15 protein-coding genes are annotated in these 17088 nt (G+C 73.7%); 12 read left to right on the top strand and 3 right to left on the bottom strand.

The features are described from left to right. Window positions 1–206: 206 nt before the first annotated feature. From OIE69_RS10690 to OIE69_RS10665, 6 genes are all read left to right on the top strand, one after another. Window positions 207–2702 (top strand): SpoIIE family protein phosphatase, encoded by a 2496-nt coding sequence (locus OIE69_RS10690; RefSeq protein ID WP_326571728.1) that lies wholly within the window; start codon window positions 207–209, stop codon window positions 2700–2702. A gap of 133 nt (window positions 2703–2835) precedes the next feature. After that, entirely contained in the window at window positions 2836–3558 is a 723-nt protein-coding gene (locus OIE69_RS10685) for a class I SAM-dependent methyltransferase (protein ID WP_326571727.1), read from the top strand. A gap of 86 nt (window positions 3559–3644) precedes the next feature. After that, window positions 3645–4481 carry a M55 family metallopeptidase gene (locus OIE69_RS10680; RefSeq protein WP_326571726.1) on the top strand — a complete coding sequence of 279 codons (837 nt, stop codon included), beginning with the start codon at window positions 3645–3647 and terminating at the stop codon, window positions 4479–4481. Continuing rightward, complete coding sequence (locus OIE69_RS10675; protein WP_326571725.1) at window positions 4474–5814, top strand: M20/M25/M40 family metallo-hydrolase; 1341 nt, start codon at window positions 4474–4476, stop codon at window positions 5812–5814. Before OIE69_RS10680 ends, OIE69_RS10675 begins: the two co-directional genes overlap by 8 nt. After that, window positions 5811–7808: a dipeptidyl-peptidase 5 gene (locus OIE69_RS10670; protein ID WP_326571724.1), complete on the top strand. Its 1998-nt coding sequence runs from the start codon at window positions 5811–5813 to the stop codon at window positions 7806–7808. The genes OIE69_RS10675 and OIE69_RS10670 overlap by 4 nt, the downstream gene beginning before the upstream one ends. Further along, the gene (locus OIE69_RS10665) at window positions 7805–8743 is read left to right on the top strand and encodes a S66 peptidase family protein (protein ID WP_326571723.1); all 939 of its coding nucleotides are present in this window, start codon (window positions 7805–7807) and stop codon (window positions 8741–8743) included. Before OIE69_RS10670 ends, OIE69_RS10665 begins: the two co-directional genes overlap by 4 nt. Window positions 8744–8844: 101 nt before the next feature. Here OIE69_RS10665 and OIE69_RS10660 read toward each other — a convergent pair whose 3' ends face one another. Next, window positions 8845–9552, bottom strand: coding sequence for a DUF4232 domain-containing protein (locus OIE69_RS10660; RefSeq protein ID WP_326571722.1), 708 nt, complete (start codon window positions 9550–9552; stop codon window positions 8845–8847). A gap of 205 nt (window positions 9553–9757) precedes the next feature. Between OIE69_RS10660 and OIE69_RS10655 the strand changes: the two genes are divergently transcribed. After that, window positions 9758–10948: a L,D-transpeptidase gene (locus OIE69_RS10655; protein WP_326571721.1), complete on the top strand. Its 1191-nt coding sequence runs from the start codon at window positions 9758–9760 to the stop codon at window positions 10946–10948. A gap of 16 nt (window positions 10949–10964) precedes the next feature. Here the strand turns inward: OIE69_RS10655 and OIE69_RS10650 are convergent, their stop codons facing one another. Beyond that, on the bottom strand, window positions 10965–12101 hold the full coding sequence (locus tag OIE69_RS10650; RefSeq protein ID WP_326571720.1) for a serpin family protein: 1137 nt from the start codon (window positions 12099–12101) through the stop codon (window positions 10965–10967). A 619-nt stretch (window positions 12102–12720) separates the two neighbouring features. Here OIE69_RS10650 and OIE69_RS10645 point away from each other — a divergent pair. From OIE69_RS10645 to OIE69_RS10625, 5 genes are read left to right on the top strand one after another with little or no spacing between them, the layout of a single operon-like run. Further along, entirely contained in the window at window positions 12721–13701 is a 981-nt protein-coding gene (locus tag OIE69_RS10645; RefSeq protein WP_326571719.1) for an ABC transporter substrate-binding protein, read from the top strand. Further along, on the top strand, window positions 13698–14471 hold the full coding sequence (locus OIE69_RS10640) for an ABC transporter permease (RefSeq protein ID WP_326571718.1): 774 nt from the start codon (window positions 13698–13700) through the stop codon (window positions 14469–14471). The genes OIE69_RS10645 and OIE69_RS10640 overlap by 4 nt, the downstream gene beginning before the upstream one ends. Continuing rightward, window positions 14468–15241 carry an ABC transporter permease gene (locus tag OIE69_RS10635; protein WP_326571717.1) on the top strand — a complete coding sequence of 258 codons (774 nt, stop codon included), beginning with the start codon at window positions 14468–14470 and terminating at the stop codon, window positions 15239–15241. The genes OIE69_RS10640 and OIE69_RS10635 overlap by 4 nt, the downstream gene beginning before the upstream one ends. Then, a complete protein-coding gene (locus OIE69_RS10630; protein WP_326571716.1) occupies window positions 15234–16034 on the top strand; it encodes an ABC transporter ATP-binding protein in 801 nt (266 codons plus the stop codon). The genes OIE69_RS10635 and OIE69_RS10630 overlap by 8 nt, the downstream gene beginning before the upstream one ends. Further along, window positions 16031–16534, top strand: a complete 504-nt coding sequence (locus OIE69_RS10625; RefSeq protein WP_326571715.1) for a methyltransferase family protein — start codon at window positions 16031–16033, stop codon at window positions 16532–16534. Before OIE69_RS10630 ends, OIE69_RS10625 begins: the two co-directional genes overlap by 4 nt. Here OIE69_RS10625 and OIE69_RS10620 read toward each other — a convergent pair. Beyond that, window positions 16507–17025, bottom strand: a complete 519-nt coding sequence (locus tag OIE69_RS10620; RefSeq protein WP_326571714.1) for a GNAT family N-acetyltransferase — start codon at window positions 17023–17025, stop codon at window positions 16507–16509. The genes OIE69_RS10625 and OIE69_RS10620 overlap by 28 nt on opposite strands. Between the last annotated feature and the right edge of the window lie 63 nt (window positions 17026–17088).

Below are 17088 nucleotides of genomic sequence, written 5' to 3'. Positions count from 1 at the left end.
GCCACTCGGAGTGAGGGTGTGCGCCCGCGCATGCCCTGGCGCGTTCACGTCCCTGCGCGGTCGCACACCGGATTCGTCCAATGCGCTACGCGGCACCCGGTGTCGGTCGTACCGTGGTTGCGGAGCCGCAGATCTTGCGCCGGGGGCCGACCACCTCCGGTCTCGGTCGGGATCCGGGCGCCGCAGGGGAAGGAGCCGGACGCGTCATGCAACGTCGCACTCCGCCGGGGGAGGGGAGCCGCGCCGCGCTGCCGGAGCAGCGGACCGCACTCTCCGGACGCATCCCGCTCGCCGTGATCGTGGTCGACGGCGACGGGCTCGTCTCGCACTGGAGCACGGGCGCCCGCAAGCTCTTGGGGCGCGCCCGGGAGGAGGCCGTGGGCCGTCCTGCCGTCGACCTGCTGCCGGTCTCCGGCGCGCTCGGCGAGGATCCCGGGCAGGACGGCACCGAGGCACCGGCCGGAGCCGACCTCGACGTCACGCTCAGCGGCGCGATCTCCTACCCGACCGCCGGACGCGCCCGGCTCAACCAGGGGCCCGACCCCGACCCCGGAGGCCTCCCGGCCGACGTCCTGTGGTGGGCCTACCCGCTGGTCGGCCCGGGCCCCGAGCGCCTGCTCGTACTGGCCGCCGACGCGGCCCTGGTGCACGGCGAGGACGAGGCCCCGCCCGGGGAGTCCGAGCGGATCGCACCCGGCTTCGCCCTGCACACCGAGTTCCCCGGCGCCGACGGGCTCGCCAAGCGGCTCCCCGAGATCCTGCCCAGCATGAGCGTCGCCGAGAGCGGGCGCATCGTCTCCCAGGTGCTGGAACTCGGCTACCCGGTCCTGGAGATCAGCCGTCACGACCGGGTCCCCGTCACCCCCGACTGGGGCGTGCCGCGGCGGGAGGAGCGCAGGGCCCTCAGGCGGCGCGCCGCCCGTGATGCCGCCGACGAGCCGCGCGGTACCGCGCCGGAGGAACTCGAACCCGACCTGGAGTACGCCGCCGTCCGCGAGCGTCTGGAGTTCCTCAACGAGGTCAGCGGGCGCATCGGCACCTCCCTGGACCTGACCCGCACGATCCGGGAGGTGTGCTCCGCCGTCGTCCCTCGCTTCACCGACGTCGCGGGCACCTACCTGCGCGAGCAGGTGCTCGCGGGCGAGGGCTTCCCCGACGGCCCGCCCGACGTCACCACCATGTGGTACCGGGCCGCCCTGGAGCACACCGACGAGCCCGGCCGCTGGGACGACGTCGTACCGGTCGGCGAGTCCATGCCGTTTCCCGAGCACACGCCGTTCTTCCAGTGCATGACGAGCGGTCAGCCGGTGCTGGTGCCCAGGATCACCGAACCCATGGGTGAGGCGATCGCCTCGCAGTTCGAGAAGCGCGACATCCGTCCGCTGATCACCGGGCGGTCGATGCTGGTCGTGCCGCTGAAGGCGCGCAACGTCGTCCTCGGCTTCATGATCCTGCTGCGGCACGGGGAGCGCCCGCCGTTCAACGACATGGACCGCGTGACGGGCGCGGAACTGGCCGCCCGCGCCGGGCTCGTCCTGGACAACGCCCGCATGTACACGTACCAGGAGAACGTCGCCGACACGCTGCAGGACAGCATGCTGCCGCAGATCACCCCGCGGATGCCGGGGTGCGACGTGGCGACCCGCTACCTGCCCGGCACCCGGCTGGGCCGCGTCGGCGGCGACTGGTTCGACACCATCAAGCTGCCCGGCTCCCGGCTCGCCCTGGTCGTGGGCGACGTCATGGGCCACGGTCTCAACGCGGCGGCCATGATGGGCCAGCTGCGCACCGCCGTGCAGACCATGGCGGCGCTGGACATGCCGCCGGCGCAACTGCTGCGCAATCTGGACGACCTGGCGCAGCGCCTCGGCGAGCACTACCTCGCCACCTGCCTGTACGCCGTGTACGACCCGATCCGGTCCGAGCTGCACATCGCCAACGCGGGCCACATCCCGCCCGTGGTGGTGCGGGCCGAGGACGGCCGCAGCGAGCTGCTCGACGTGCCGACGGGCGCGCCGATCGGCATCGGCGGGGTGCCCTTCGAGACGGTCAGGGTCGCCGTCGGCCCCGGCGACCGGCTCGTGCTGTGCACGGACGGGCTGGTCGAGGTGCGCGGGCAGGACATCGGAGCCGGTCTCGCCGCGCTGTGCGAGAGCGCCGCGCACCCCGCGGCCTCCATGGACGACGCCTGCGACACGATCATTCGCGCGCTCAACCCGCCGGGCGGCCGCAAGGACGACGTGGCCCTGCTGATGGCCCGGCTCAACGGCATCCCCCGCGAGGACGTCGTCAGCTGGCAGCTCGCCCTCGACCCCCGCGAGGTGGGCAGGGCCCGCATCCTGACCCGGGGTGCCCTGGAGCGCTGGGGGCTGGACGAGGCAGCGGAGGCGGCCGAGCTGATGGTCGGAGAGGTGGTCACCAACGCCGTCCGGCACGCGCACTCCCGGCACGTCGAGCTGCGCCTGGTCCGCACCGACGCGCTGCTGTGCGAGGTCTCGGACGACGACCACGCCGTGCCCGTCCTGGTGGGGGCCGGGCCCGAGGACGAGTCCGGGCGGGGACTGCGGATCGTGAGCCGGCTGGCCCGCGAGTGGGGCGCCAGCCGTACGGCGCAGGGCAAGACGGTCTGGTTCGAGCAGGCGCTGCCGTGGCGGCGGACCGCGGGGCGCGGCGGCGGGTCCCCGGTGGGTGCTCGAACGTAGCGAACACGGGGTCACGGCTTTCCCCTGACGCTTGCCCGCGCCGGTCGCCGCCTGTAGCACAGAGCTGACGGGGCTTCGGCCGCGCGGCCGGTCCCGGTCCGCGGCGACGGACACGTGGACCTGGGGAGATCGCATGGACGTCACCGGCACGAACCTGCAGGCGTGGGAGGGCTTCTGGCGCGGCGCCCCCGGAGGGCCGGGGGCGGTGCTCTGGGACGCGGGGGCGGAGGTCACCGCGGCGGCGCACCTCCCCTTCTTCGAGGCCCACTTCGACCCGTCGCTGCCGGTCGTGGACCTCGGCTGCGGCAACGGCACCCAGACCCGCTTCCTGGCCAAGCGGTACGGCCGGGCCGTCGGGGTGGACCTCTCGGCGGCCGCGATCGGCCACGCGCGGCACCAGGACCCGGGAGGCGTCGCCGAGTACCGGCAGCTCGACGCGGCCGATCCCGAGGCGGTCCGGCGGCTGGGCGAGGAGCTGGGCGAGGTGAACGTGTACATGCGTGGAGTGCTCCACCAGTGCCGGCCCGAGGAACGCGCACCGCTGGTCGAGGGCATCGCCGTACTGACCGGCGGGCGCGGCCGGGTGTTCGCGGACGAACTCGCGGCGTCCGCGAAGGACGCGCTGATGGGGCTGGCGCAGGGGCCGGACGGGCCGCCCGCCAAGCTCGCGGCGATCTTCGCGCACGGGATCGCGCCGGCCGAGATGCCCGACGCGGCCGTCCCGGAGCTCTTCCGCGCGGCGGGGATGGAGGTGCTCGCACGCGGTGAGGTCGCGCTCGTGACGACGGAGCGGCGGGCGGACGGTTCGTGGTTCGAGGTGCCGACGAACTGGCTGGTGGCAGGGGGCGCCGGCTGACCGCCACCGGTCTGGGCCACTGAAGTTTTCCACAGGCGGGGCGGGGGCCTGGTGCGGGGCGGTGACTTTGCGTAACGTTCCGTGCCATGAAGATCCTGATCAGCGCGGACATGGAGGGCGCCACCGGGGTGACCTGGCCCGGTGACGTCCTGCCCGGCACGGAGGGCTGGCAGCGGTTCCGGCATCTGTTCACCTCCGACGTGAACGCCGCGATCGCCGGCTTCTTCGACGGCGGCGCCGACGAGGTCCTGGTCAACGAGGCCCACTGGTCGATGCGGAACCTGCTGCTGGAGCAGCTGGACGAGCGGGCCGAGATGGTCACCGGGCGGCACAAGGACCTTTCCATGGTCGAGGGCGTGCAGCACGGCGACGTGGACGGCATCGCCTTCGTCGGCTTCCACACGGGCGCGGGGACGGAGGGGGTGCTCGCCCATACCTACCTCCCCAACTCGATCACCGGTGTGTGGGTCGACGGCAGCCCGCCGGCGAGCGAGGGCCGGCTGAACGCGCTGGTGGCCGCCGAGTACGGGGTGCCCGTCGTGCTGGTCACGGGCGACGACCGGACCGGAATCGACGCCCGGGACTACGCGCCGGCGGCGCGCACGGTCGCGGTCAAGGACTACGTCTCGCGGTACGCGGCCGTGTGCCGGCCGCCGGCCCGCACGGCGGCGGACATCCGCGCCGCCGCCAAGGACGCGACGTCACTCGCGGTGCGGCACGAGCCGGTGCGGGGCGGGCCGTTCACGATCGAGGTCGAGTTCGACGCGGCCCACCTGGCGGGAGCGGCCGCGATCGTGCCCGGTGTGGAGCGCACGGGCGAGCGCCGCGTCACCTACACCTCACCGACCATGTACGAGGGGATCCGCTGCTACAAGGCCGTGACCACCCTCGTCTCGGCAGCTGTGGAGGAGCAGTATGGCTGACACCCTGGCACTGGACGAGGCGGTCCGCTTCACCTCGGAGCTGATCCGGATCGACACCACCAACCGCGGCGGCGGGGACGGAAACGAGCGTCCCGCGGCGGAGTACGCCGCGCGGCTGCTGGACGAGGCCGGGATCGAGGCGCGCGTCCTGGAGTCCGCGCCGGGGCGGGCCAACGTCGTGGCGCGGATCGAGGGCGCCCCGCGCGCCGGGAACGGACCGGGCGCTCTGCTCGTCCACGGCCACCTGGACGTCGTGCCCGCCCAGGCCGAGGACTGGAGCGTGCACCCCTTCTCGGGCGAGGTGCGGGACGGGGTGGTCTGGGGGCGCGGCGCGGTCGACATGAAGGGCACGGTGGCGATGGTGCTCGCCACCGTGCGCTCCTGGGCCCGCAGGGGCCTGCGCCCCGAGCGGGACATCGTGCTCGCGCTGACCGCCGACGAGGAGGACAGCGCCACCTACGGGGCGACCTACCTCGTCGAGCAGCACGCGGAGCTGTTCCGCGACTGCACCGAGGGCATCAGCGAGTCCGGGGGCTTCACCTTCCACGCCGGCCCCGGGCTCAGGCTGTACCCGGTGGCGGCCGGGGAGCGCGGGACCGCCTGGCTGAAGCTCACGGCGCACGGCAGGGCGGGTCACGGCTCCAAGGTCAACCGCACCAACGCCGTGACCCGGCTCGCCGCGGCCGTCTCCCGCATCGGCGAGCACCGCTGGCCGGTGCGGATCATCCCCACGGTCCGGGCGGCGCTGACCGAACTGGCCGCGCTGCACGAGGTCGAGCCCGATTTCGACGACGTCGACACCCTGCTCACCAAGCTGGGCACGGCAGCCGCTCTGGTGGAGCCGGTGATCCGCAACAGCGCCAACCCGACGGTGCTCGAGGCCGGCTACAAGGTCAACGTCATCCCCGGTACCGCGGTCGCCTACGTCGACGGCCGGGTCCTGCCCGGCGGCGACGGGGAGTTCGCGGCCACCATGGACGAACTCACCGGCCCCGACGTGGAGTGGGAGTTCCACCACCGCGAGATCCCGCTGGAAGCACCTGTCGACGCGCCGGTCTACGCCGCGATGCGGGAGGCCCTGATCCACTTCGACCCGGACGCCCACGTCGTGCCCTATGTGATGGGCGGCGGCACCGACGCCAAGCAGTTCTCGCGGCTCGGCATCCAGGGGTACGGCTTCTCCCCGCTGAAGCTGCCCGAGGGCTACGACTACGCGGGGATGTACCACGGCGTCGACGAGCGGGTCCCGGTGGAGGGGCTGCACTTCGGCGTCCGCGTACTCGACCGGTTCATGCTGGGCCGGCAGGACACGACCGACGGAGTTGCCCGATGACGCGCGCCCCGATCATCGCCCCCTACGGTGCCTGGGAGTCGCCCGTCGACGCCCGCACCGCCGCCTCCCACGACGGACGCCCCGAGTTCCCCGCGTTCGTCGGTGACGAGGTGTGGTGGACCGAACCCCGGCCGGCGGAGGGCGGCCGCCGCGCCCTCGTGCGCCGCCGCGCGGACGGCACGGCCGGCAGCCCGCTGCCCACGCCGTGGAACGTCCGCACCCGTGTCATCGAGTACGGGGGCCGGGCCTGGACGGGCGCGGCACGCCCCGGGGCAGGACCGCTGATCGTCTTCTCCCATTTCCCGGACCAGCGGCTCTACGCGTACGAACCCGACGTGGCGGGCGCCGTGCCGCGGCCGCTGACCCCGCTCTCGCCGGTCGGCGACGGGCTGCGCTGGGCCGATCCGCAGATCCACCCGGACCGCGGTGAGGTGTGGTGCGTGCTGGAGGAGTTCACCGGGGAGGGCCCGAGCGACGTACGGCGGGTGGTCGCCGCCGTCCCGCTCGACGGCTCGGCCGCCGAGGACCGTGCCGCGGTGCGTGAACTCTCCGACGACTCGCACGACTTCGTGACCTCGCCACGTCTCTCGCCGGACGGCCGGCAGGCCGTGTGGATCGCCTGGGACCACCCCCGGATGCCTTGGGACGGCACGGAGCTCAAGCTCGCCGCCGTCGGACCGGACGGCACCTTCGGCGCCGCCCGGACGATCCTCGGCGGCCCCGCCGAGTCCGTCGCCCAGGCGGAGTGGACACCGGACGGCACCCTGATCGCCGCCACCGACCGCGACGGCTGGTGGAACCTGCACCGTGTCGACCCCGCCGCCGGCGAGGCGGTCAACCTGCTACCGGCACAGGAGGAGTTCGCCGGGCCGGGCTGGCAGATGGGGGCGCGCTGGTTCGCCCCGCTCGCCTCCGGGACACTGGCGGTGCTGCACGGCAAGGGCGCCCAGCGGCTGGGGATACTCGACCCGGCGACCGGCGAGCTGGTCGACGCGCCGGGGCCGTGGAGCGAGTGGACGGCCGCGCTGTCCACGCAGGGCACCCGGGTGGTCGCCGTGGCCGCCTCGGCCCGCAGTTCGTTCGAGGTTCTCGAACTCGACACCTGCACCGGCCGTACCCGAGTCATCGGCGCCGCCCACCACGACATCGTGCCCCCGGAGTTCCTGCCCGCTCCCGTGGAGCGGATCTTCACCGGGCCCGGCGGACGGGAGATCCACGCCCAGCTCTACCCGCCGGAGAACCCCTACTTCGCCGCGCCCGAGGGAGAGGTGCCGCCTTATGTCGTGTGGGTGCACGGCGGCCCCACCAGCCGGGCACCGCTCGTGCTCGACCTGGAGATCGCCTACTTCACCTCGCGGGGGATCGGGGTCGTCGAGGTCAACCACGGCGGCTCCACCGGCTACGGGCGCGCCTACCGCGAACGGCTGCGCGAGCAGTGGGGCGTCGTCGACGTCGAGGACTGCGCCGCCGTCGCACGGGCGCTGGCCGAGGAGGGAACCGCCGACGGGCGGCGCCTCGCGATCCGCGGCGGCAGCGCCGGCGGCTGGACGAGCGCGGCCTCCCTCACCGGCACCGACGTCTACGCCTGCGGCGTGATCAAGTACCCGCTGCTCGACCTCACCGGCTGGGCCGAGGGCGGTGAGACCCATGACTTCGAGTCCCGCTACCTCGACTCGCTCATCGGGCCCCATACCGAGGTCCCGGAGCGCTACCGGGACCGCTCGCCGGTGACCCGGGCCGACCGGCTCACCGTGCCCTTCCTGCTGCTGCAGGGCCTGGAGGACGTGATCTGCCGGCCCGTGCAGTGCGAGCGGTTCCTGGAGCGGATCAAGGGACGCGGCGTCACCCACGCCTACCTCACCTTCGAGGGCGAGGGCCACGGCTTCCGCCGCGAGGACACGATGATCACCTGTCTCGAGGCCGAACTCTCCCTCTACGGGCAGGTCTTCGGCTTCACCCCGCCCGCCGTACCAGCTCTGGAGCTCACCAAGTGACACCGCTCGTCCCGCTCACCCGTCCCCGCCGCCTCGTCCCCGGGGACCGGGTCGCCGTCGTCGCCCCCAGCGGACCCGTGCCCCGGGAACGGCTGGACGCGGGGCTCGACATCCTCCGCGGCTGGGACCTCGACCCGGTGGTGGCGCCACACGTCCTGGACCGGCACCCCACCTTCGGCTATCTGGCCGGAACGGACGCGGCGCGCGCCCGCGACTTCCAGGAGGCGTGGTGCGACCCGTCGGTCGCCGCCGTGCTCTGCGCCCGCGGCGGCTACGGCGTCCAGCGCATGACCGACCTCCTGGACTGGGAGGCGCTGCGGGCGGCCGGGCCCAAGACGCTCCTCGGCTTCAGCGACATCACCGCGCTGCACGAGGCGTTCGCGGTCCGGCTGGGCCTGTCCACCCTGCACGGCACCATGATCGCGGCGCACGGCTTCCTCAAGGACGAGCCGACCCGTGCCCAGCTGCGGGACACCCTGTTCGGGCCCGAGCGGACGCGCGTCCTCGGTGCCCCGACCGCCCGGGCCCTCGTCCCCGGCACGGCACGCGGTGTCACCGTGGGCGGCTGCCTGGCACTGCTCGCCTCCGGCCTCGGCACACCGGACGGGCGGCCCGGGGTGCCCGGCGGCATCCTCCTGCTGGAGGACATCGGCGAGGAGCCCTACCGGATCGACCGGATGCTGACCCACTTGCTGCGGGCCGGCTGGCTGGACGGCGTGGCGGGCATCGCACTCGGCTCCTGGCGGGAGTGCGGGCCCTACGAGGAGGTGCGGGCGGTGCTCCTGGACCGGCTGGGCGGACTGGGCGTCCCGGTCGTCGAGGAACTGGGCTTCGGTCACTGCGAGACGAGCCTGACCGTGCCGCTCGGCGTCCCCGCGGTGCTGGACGCGGACGCAGGCACCCTCACGGTGGAGGTGGCCGCGACGGGGGACTGACCGGGCGGCACGATCGTGCGATGGGCGTCTGTCATGGGCGAGCCCGGTGTACCGCCCGTCGCCGCGGGGCCGGCACGGGGCGGGAGCCCCGTGCCGAGTCCTCAGGACGGTTCGGCCGCCGAGAGCGCGGTGACGGCGACGACACCGTCGCACTCGGCGAACACCCCGTCGTCCAGGGCGACCTGGTGCCTGCCCGCACCGCCGGGCAGGCCCAGCACCATCGTCGGGTACTGGACCGGGGCTTCGCCCGAGGCGCAGGTGCCGTCGCCCTCGCCCTGCACCTGGTGGAACGTCAGCTTCACCCAGGCGCGGTCGCCCGGTGCCAGCGCGACCGGCGCGGCCGTACCGGTGTGCCGCACCGTCAACGGCACGTTCATCTCCGGCGAGCCGTTGGCCGCCCCGGCCACCGTCGGGAAGCCCTCGACAACGCAGGGCGCACCCGAGGTGTTGGTGAACCCGACCGCCGCCGCCCCGGTGCCGGTGCCCTGGAGGCGTACGGCGGCCTGGTGTGCCGCGGTCGCCTCCAGGTCCTCCGCGCCGCAGCGGCCCGCCGGCTCCCCCGAACTCCCGGACCCCGCCGAGGCGCCGGAACCGGCGGAGTCCCCCGAACCCCCGGGCGCCGGTGACGTGCTGGAGGCCGGGACCGTGTCCCCCGGCGTCCGCGACGGCGCGGCCGTCGGCGGAGCGGTCGGTGCGGGCGCGCCGCCGTCCGCGGCACCGTCGTCCCCCTGGCACCCCGTCAGCAGCACCGCCGCCGTCGCCGCCAGTGCCACCGCGATCGCGGCCCGCCTCGTGTTCCTGCGCTCCATGACGTCCCCCCGGGTCTTTCGGTTGCCTTGCTGCCGCGGAACACGAGGCCGTTCCGCTCCCGGGTTCCGTGCGTACACGCCTGGTACGGAACGGTGACGCCACGGAGTCGTCCGCACCGCGCAGTTGCGGCCGCCGGGATGTGGTGACCGCCGCGGGACCGGGCAGGAGCAGAGGTACGACTCGACAGGGGAGGAGAGCCGTCACATGACCAACGACCGGACCCGGAAGCGCAGGACGACCCTGCGCGCCGGCGCCGCGACGCTCGCCCTGGCCGTCGTCGCGACGCTGCCGGCGTGCAGCGGCTCCGGCGGCGGAGGGCCCCACGCCGCGGAGCCGCGGCCCGCGATCGCCGTCGCCCCGGCCTCCGGCGGGCGGGCCGTGCCCGTCGACCGCAAGGTGACCGTGCGGACCACCGCCGCGCGGATCGACTCCGTACGCGTCACCGCCCCGGGCCCCGGGCCGTTGCGCGGCACGCTCGCGTCCTCCAAGGAGAGCTGGACCTCGGCGGGCCGGCTGGCCCCCGGCGTGACCTACGACGTCCTCGTCCGCGCCACCGCATCCGGCGGCAAGCGGCTGACGGAGCACACCACCTTCACCACCGCCGAGCCGAAGCACACCTTCGTGGGGGAGTACCACCCCGACAAGGGCACCACGGTCGGCGTGGGGATGCCGGTGTCGATCGTCTTCAACAAGCCGATACGCGACCGGGCGTCCGTCGAGCGCAAGCTCGGCGTCACCGCGAGCCCGGCCGTCGAGGGCGCCTGGAGCTGGATGAAGGACTGGAGTGGCCGCGACCGCGTCGACTTCCGTCCGCGCTCCTACTGGAAGCCCGGCACCGACGTGACGCTCCGCATGGACCTGGACGGGGTCGACGGGGGCGGCGGCCTCTACGGCACACAGAACCGGGTCGTCCGCTTCCGGATAGGGGAGTCGGTCGTGACCACGGTCGACACCGCGCGCAAGACCCTCACCCTGCGCAGGGGCGGTGAGGTCCTGCGCACCGTCCCCGTCTCCACCGGCAAGCCCGGTTTCGAGACGTGGAACGGGACCATGGTCGTCCTGGAGAAGACGCCCAGCATCACCATGAACTCCCGCACCGTGCGCATCTTCGGCCCCGAGGCGTACAACCTGAAGGACGTGAAGTGGGACGTCCGGCTCACCACGTCGGGCACCTTCGCGCACGCCGCGCCCTGGAACGAGGGCAAGTTCGGCCGCGTCAACGGCAGTCACGGCTGCATAGGGCTGAGTACGGCCGACGCCAAGTGGTTCTACGACCACGTCTCACCGGGCGACCCGGTGACCGTCGTCCACTCCACCGACACCGTGCAGGTCAACAACGGCTACGGCGCCTGGAACGCCGGGTGGGCGGACTGGCGGGCGGGAAGCGCCCTGTGACCGCCGCCAGGTGAGGTCAGGGCGTCACCCACCCCGCCACGAGGACCGCGGGGAAGAGCCGGTGGACGGCGAGGAAGCCGAACGGGCGCAGGAACTCCACACGCACGCGCCTGGCTTGCCGGGCCTGCCCGGGAGCGCTGCCGGCGATCAGGGAGACGGCGGTGACGGCGGCGGCCCGGAAGCCCTTCGCGCTGAAGGTCGCCGTGGCCGCCTGCTTCGCCGCGCCGACGGCCAGTGGCTGCGCGCTGATGCCGGGGAAGTGGCCGGCGCCGGTGTCCCGGGCCCTGGCCAGCCCGAACAGCTCGGCGCGGTCGAGGAGGTCGTGCTCGGCGCCGACGGTGAACGGCACCGTGGTCAGGTCGAGTGCGGGCGCGGGGTCGAAGCTCGTGACGTCCTCGACCACGATCCCCGGCCCGGGCCGGCCGTACGGCAGCAGGTTGCCGGGCAGCACCTGGTACGTCCCGCCGAGGGCGGCCACCCCGGCGGCGAGCACCTCGCCGGGGGCGATGTGGTCGGGGCCGCGCAGCAGGTGGACCTCGATCCCGTTGGTGCCGTTCACCTTCGCCATGGTCAGCGGGCCGAAGGGGGTGGACGCGACCCCGGCCATGTCCAGATGGCGCGAACTGCGGAAGAGCGTCCCGGTGTGGTGGTCCTGGAAGGGCTCGGCCCAGTCGGTGCGCAGCGCCAGCGCGTTCGCGAGCAGCAGGAGGGTGTTCCGGTCGACGGCGACCGGCATCCTGGGGACCATGCCGTGGGTGCGGTCCGCGGCCCAGGCGTCCAGGGTCTTGCGGTCGGTCTCGATGTCGCCGGTGAAGTGCCCGTGGGCGCCGGCCGGGAGCAGCGAGAGCCAGCCGGGTGCGAGCGGCAGGGAGGCGCGGGTCCACAGGCCGACGGCGGTGTCGACGCCGTCCATGGCGTCCAGCCGGGCGAGCAGCCGTCCCGAGCCGCCGGCAGCCGTCGCGGCGTCCATGGCGACGGCCTGCTCCAGTTCACCGCGGGCGGGGCCGGCGGCGCCCGCGGCGAGCAGGGCCAGCAGCGGCCAGACTCCCGCGGCGGAGAAGACCGTCTCCCCCGCGCCGCCGCCGGCCAGGGTCTCGCGGGCCCATCGCGCCGTCAGTCCGTTGACCGCGCTCACCAGCGTGCGGTCGTCCATGTCCCCCACCGTCCCCCCGCCCCGTCGGCGTCGTCCGCGCCATCCGCGCCATCCGCGTCGGAGGATCATCCCAGCGTCCGGGCGGAGCGGCCAAGGGGGCCGCGGCGCAGCCGCGGCACCCACCGCAGCGCAACAGGACCCGCGCTCGCCGCGCGGGCCCTGTTGTACTGCGGTTCAAACGACCTACGAGGTGGGACTCCCTTCGCCGGCATGGTCCGGATCAGGTGCTAGGGGTCGCTCTCCGGTCTCAAAACCTCTTCCCGGACCTTCGAGCCTCTCAGCCCGGCCGTTGGACCCGGTTCCGGTGGAAGCCGCTGCTTCCCGCTCCGCAACCAGTGCTACCGAACTCCCTCGCTCGCCCCGTAGGCCACTTTCCAATCTACTCAGCACAGGATCGGACGACTAGGGGTAAATCATGTCAGACCATGATTTTCCGTACTTAATTCCGCCTCTTGCGCCTCCTGCGCCCCTGCTCTCCCGTCCGCGACACAACTGTCATCGACGAGCCGTTGTGCGATCCGTTGACGCCGCCGCGCGGCACCCCTACCGTCACTTGGCGCGCCACCCAATGAACGACAGTTCACTGTGCGAACGGAACTGATCAGATCAGGGAGTGCCCATGCGTCGCACCTTTCCCCTGCTCCTGACGGCGGCAGCGCTCCTCGCCGCCGGAGTCACCGCCTGCGGCGACTCCGGCGAGCCCGCCGGCAAGGGCGCCTCGTCCGGTTCCGGCGGAGGCACGCGGAGCGTCACGATCGGCGCCATCGCCATCGTCGACACCGCTCCCGTGTACCTCGCCCAGAGCCAGGGCTTCTTCAAGAAGCACGGCATCGACGCGAAGATCACCTCGGTGCAGGGCGGCGCCGCCAGCATCACCGGTGTGATGGGCGGTCAGTTCGCCTTCGGCTTCGCCAACACCACCTCCCTGCTCACGGCACAGCAGCAGGGACTGCCGCTCAAGGTCGTCGCCAACGGCGTCGCCTCCACCGGCGAGCGGGACACCGACTACAGCGCCGTACTCGTCCCGGAAGGCAGCCCGGTCAAGTCCGCGAAGGACCTCGCGGGCAGGACCGTCGCGGTCAACCAGCTGAAGAACATCGGCGACACGACCGTGCGCGCCGCCGTGCGCAAGGACGGCGGCGACGCCTCCAAGGTGGAGTTCGTCGAGATGCCCTTCCCCGACATGCCGGCCGCCCTGGCCAAGGGGCGGGTCGACGCGGTCTGGGAGGTCGAGCCCTTCGTCACCCAGGCCACCGGCCAGGGGGCCCGCGCCGTCGCCTGGCCCTACGCCGACGCCGCGCCGGACCTCACCGTGGCCATGTACTTCACCACGCAGCCCACGCTCCAGAAGGACCCGGAGCTGGTGAAGGACTTCACCGCCGCCATGAACGAGGCCCTCGCCTACGCCGACGCCCACCCCGACGCCGTGCGCGAGATCCTCAAGTCCTACACCTCGATCCCCGCCGAGGCGATCGCGAAGATCAAGCTCCCCAAGTGGCCGACGGAGGTCAACCGGGAGTCCGTGCAGACCGTCGCCGACGACGCCCGCCAGGACGGCACGCTCACCAAGGACGCCGACCTGGCGGCCCTCCTGCCATGACCGGACGCGACGCCGCGTACGGAGCGGCCGGCCTCGCGGTGCTGTTCGGCATCGCCGAGGCCGTTCCGCGGCTCGGCTGGGTCTCCCGGGACTTCCTGCCCCCGGCGAGCGAGATCCTGCGCACCCTCGGCCACGAACTGACCACCCGCCAACTCTGGTCGGCGCTCGGCGAGACCATGAGTGCCTGGGCCCTGGGCCTGGCCATCGCGTTCGTCCTCGCGGTCGCGCTCGGCACCCTCATCGACGCCGTCCCGGGCGCCCGCGCCGCCACCGCCTCCACCGTCGAGTTCCTCCGCCCGATCCCCTCCGTGGCGCTCATCCCGCTCGCCACCCTCCTCTTCGGCGCCGACCTCGGCTCAAGCCTCCTGCTGGTCGTCTACGCCGCCTTCTGGCAGGTCCTCATCCAGGTGCTGTACGGCGTCGCCGACGTCGACCCCGTCGCCCGCGAGACCGCCCGCTCCTACCGCCTCGGCCACTGGACGACGCTGCGCCGGCTCGTCTGGCCCACCGCGCTCCCGTACGTCATGACCGGACTCCGGCTCGCCGCCTCCGTCGCCTTCATCCTCGCCGTCACCGCCGAACTGGTCATCGGCAGCCCCGGACTCGGGCTGCGCATCCAGCTCGCCCAGTCCGGCGGCGCCGTGGCCACCGTCTACGCCCTGATCACCCTCGCCGGGATCATCGGGGTCGTCGTCAACCTCGCCGTACGCCGCCTGGAGCGCCGGCTGCTGGCCTGGCACCCCTCCGTCCGCGGGGAGGCCGCCGGATGAGCCGCGCCGTGCGTCTCCTGCTCGGCGCGCTGCGGGTGCTGGGGCTACCCGTCCTCCTCGTCCTCGGCTGGTGGGCGTGGAGTGCGTGGCGGCCCAGCTTCTACGTGCCCTCGCCGCAGCGGATCGCGGCCGTCTTCGGCGACGTGTGGCTCACCGCCCGCCTCGGCGACGACGTGCTGCCCAGCCTCGTCCGGCTCCTCGCCGGGTACGTGCTCGCCGCGCTGCTCGGTGTCGCCCTCGGCACCGCCATCGGCCTGTCGGGCAGGCTGCGCGCCGCCACCGAACCCGCCCTGGAGTTCTTCCGCGCGATCCCGCCGCCCGTGCTCGTGCCGCTGATCATGCTCGTCGCCGGGCTCGACACCGCCATGAAGGTCCTCGTCATCGTCTCGGGCGCGATCTGGCCCGTGCTGCTCAACACCATCGAGGGCGTGCGCGCCGTGGACGAGGTGCTCTCCGACACCGCGCGCGTCTACGGACTGCGCGGCCCCGCCCGGCTGCGGCGCCTCGTCCTGCCCGCCGCGAGCCCGCAGATCATGGCGGGACTGCGGCAGGCGCTGTCCATCGCCATCATCCTCATGGTCATCGCGGAGATGTTCGCCAGCACCTCGGGCATCGGCCACACCGTCGTGCTGTTCCAGCGGCAGTTCCAGATCCCGGAGATGTGGAGCGGCATCGTGCTGCTCGGCCTGGTCGGCTTCCTGCTCTCGCTCGCCTTCCGCGCCCTCGAGCGCCGGGTCCTGCACTGGCACCAACGGGAGACACATGCTTGAGATCACCGGACTGCGCAAGGTGTACGAGGGCCGCGGCCGCGTCGTCGAGGCGCTGCGCGGCATCGACCTCACCGTCGAACGCGGCGAACTCGTCTGCGTCGTCGGCCCGTCGGGCTGCGGCAAGACAACTCTGCTCAAGTGCGTCGCCGGGCTCCTCGCACCCACCGCGGGACAGGTCCGGCTCGCCGGACGCGTCGTCGACGGGCCGCCGCCCGGCATGGCGGTGGTGTTCCAGGAGTACGGCCGCAGCCTCTTCCCGTGGCTGACGGTCAGCCAGAACGTCGAACTCCCGCTCCGCGAGAAGCGGGTGCCGGGCCCGCGCCGCACCGCCCTCGTGCAGCAGGCGCTCGCCGCCGTCGGCCTGGCCGACGCGGGCTCCGCCCACCCCTGGCAGCTGTCCGGGGGCATGCAGCAGCGCGTCGCCATCGCCCGCGCCGTCGCCTACGAGCCCCAGGTCCTGCTCATGGACGAGCCGTTCGCCGCCGTGGACGCCCAGACCCGTGCCGACCTCGAGGACCTCCTCCTCGGGCTCTGGCACCGTCTCGGCATCACCACGATGCTCGTCACCCACGACATCGACGAGGCCGTCTACCTCGCCCGCCGGGTCGTCGTCCTGTCCGGCGCGCCCACCGTCGTCCAGGAGGACCTGCACGTCGACCTGCCGCACGACCGCGACCAGATCATCACCCGCTCCGACCCCCGCTTCGCGGAACTGCGGGCCCACGTCTACGGGCACATCCGCGCCGCCAAGACGGATCCGGGACGACCGCCGACGGGCACCCTGAAGGCATGAGACGGTCCACGGCCGCGTTCGGCAGCGCGGTCTTCCTCCTCGCGGCGCCCGGCGTCGTGGCGGGACTCGTGCCCTGGTGGCTCACCCGGTACGCCTCCGGCGACGGCCCCTGGCCGGTACGGGTGGCCGGCGGTCTGCTCGCCCTCGCCGGGGCGGCGGTGCTCCTGCACGGCTTCGCCCGCTTCGTACGCGAGGGGCGCGGCACGCCCGCGCCCGTCGCCCCCACCGAACGCCTCGTCACCGGTGGCGCGTACGCCCGGGTCCGCAACCCCATGTACCTGGCCGTCGTGGCGCTGGTCGCCGGGCAGGGACTGCTGCTCCTGCGGCCCGTCCTGCTCCTCTACGCGGCCGCCGTGTGGCTGACCGTCGCCGCGTTCGTGCGCTGGTACGAGGAGCCGACGCTGCGCGCCGCCCACGGCGAGGAGTACGAGGCGTACCGCCGGGCGGTGCCCGCGTGGCTGCCGCGGCGCGCTCAGACCCGGTCGAAGGGCTCCGCGTAGCGGAACGCCCCGCTCACCGACGGGGTGTAGCCGGACAGCGGGCGCACCTGGAAGTACGGCCCCCAGGCCGGGTCCGGCGGCGTGATCCGGTAGTCCGTGCTCGCCCGGAAGCCGTACCGGCCGTAGTAGTCCGGGCTGCCCAGCAGTGCCACGAGCGGTTCCCCGAGGGCGTCCGCGGCGCCCAGCGCGGTGTGCACCAGGGCCAGGCCGACGCCCTTGCGCTGGTGCTCCGGCGCGACGCTCAGCGGGCCGAGACCCACCACGGGCGTGCCTCCGGCGTGCGCCCGCGTGCAGACGACGTGCCCGATGACGCTCTCCCCGTCGGAGTCCACGGCGACCAGGGACAGCTCCGGCAGCCACGCGTCGCTCTTCCGCAGCTCGGCCAGCAGCGTGACCTCGACGGGAACGGGACGGTCCGCCGATGCGAAGGCCTCCCCGGTGAGTGCCTGCACGGCGGGGACGTCGTCGGGGGTCTCACGTCGAATCAGCATCCGGGCAGTCTGAACGCCCCACTCCCGCCCGGCAAGCGCATTTCACCCCCGGCCGTCCCGGCC

The organism is Actinacidiphila glaucinigra, assembly GCF_035918135.1.
Classification (GTDB): domain Bacteria; phylum Actinomycetota; class Actinomycetes; order Streptomycetales; family Streptomycetaceae; genus Actinacidiphila; species Actinacidiphila glaucinigra.
This window is presented reverse-complemented; position numbering and strand designations above follow the sequence as displayed.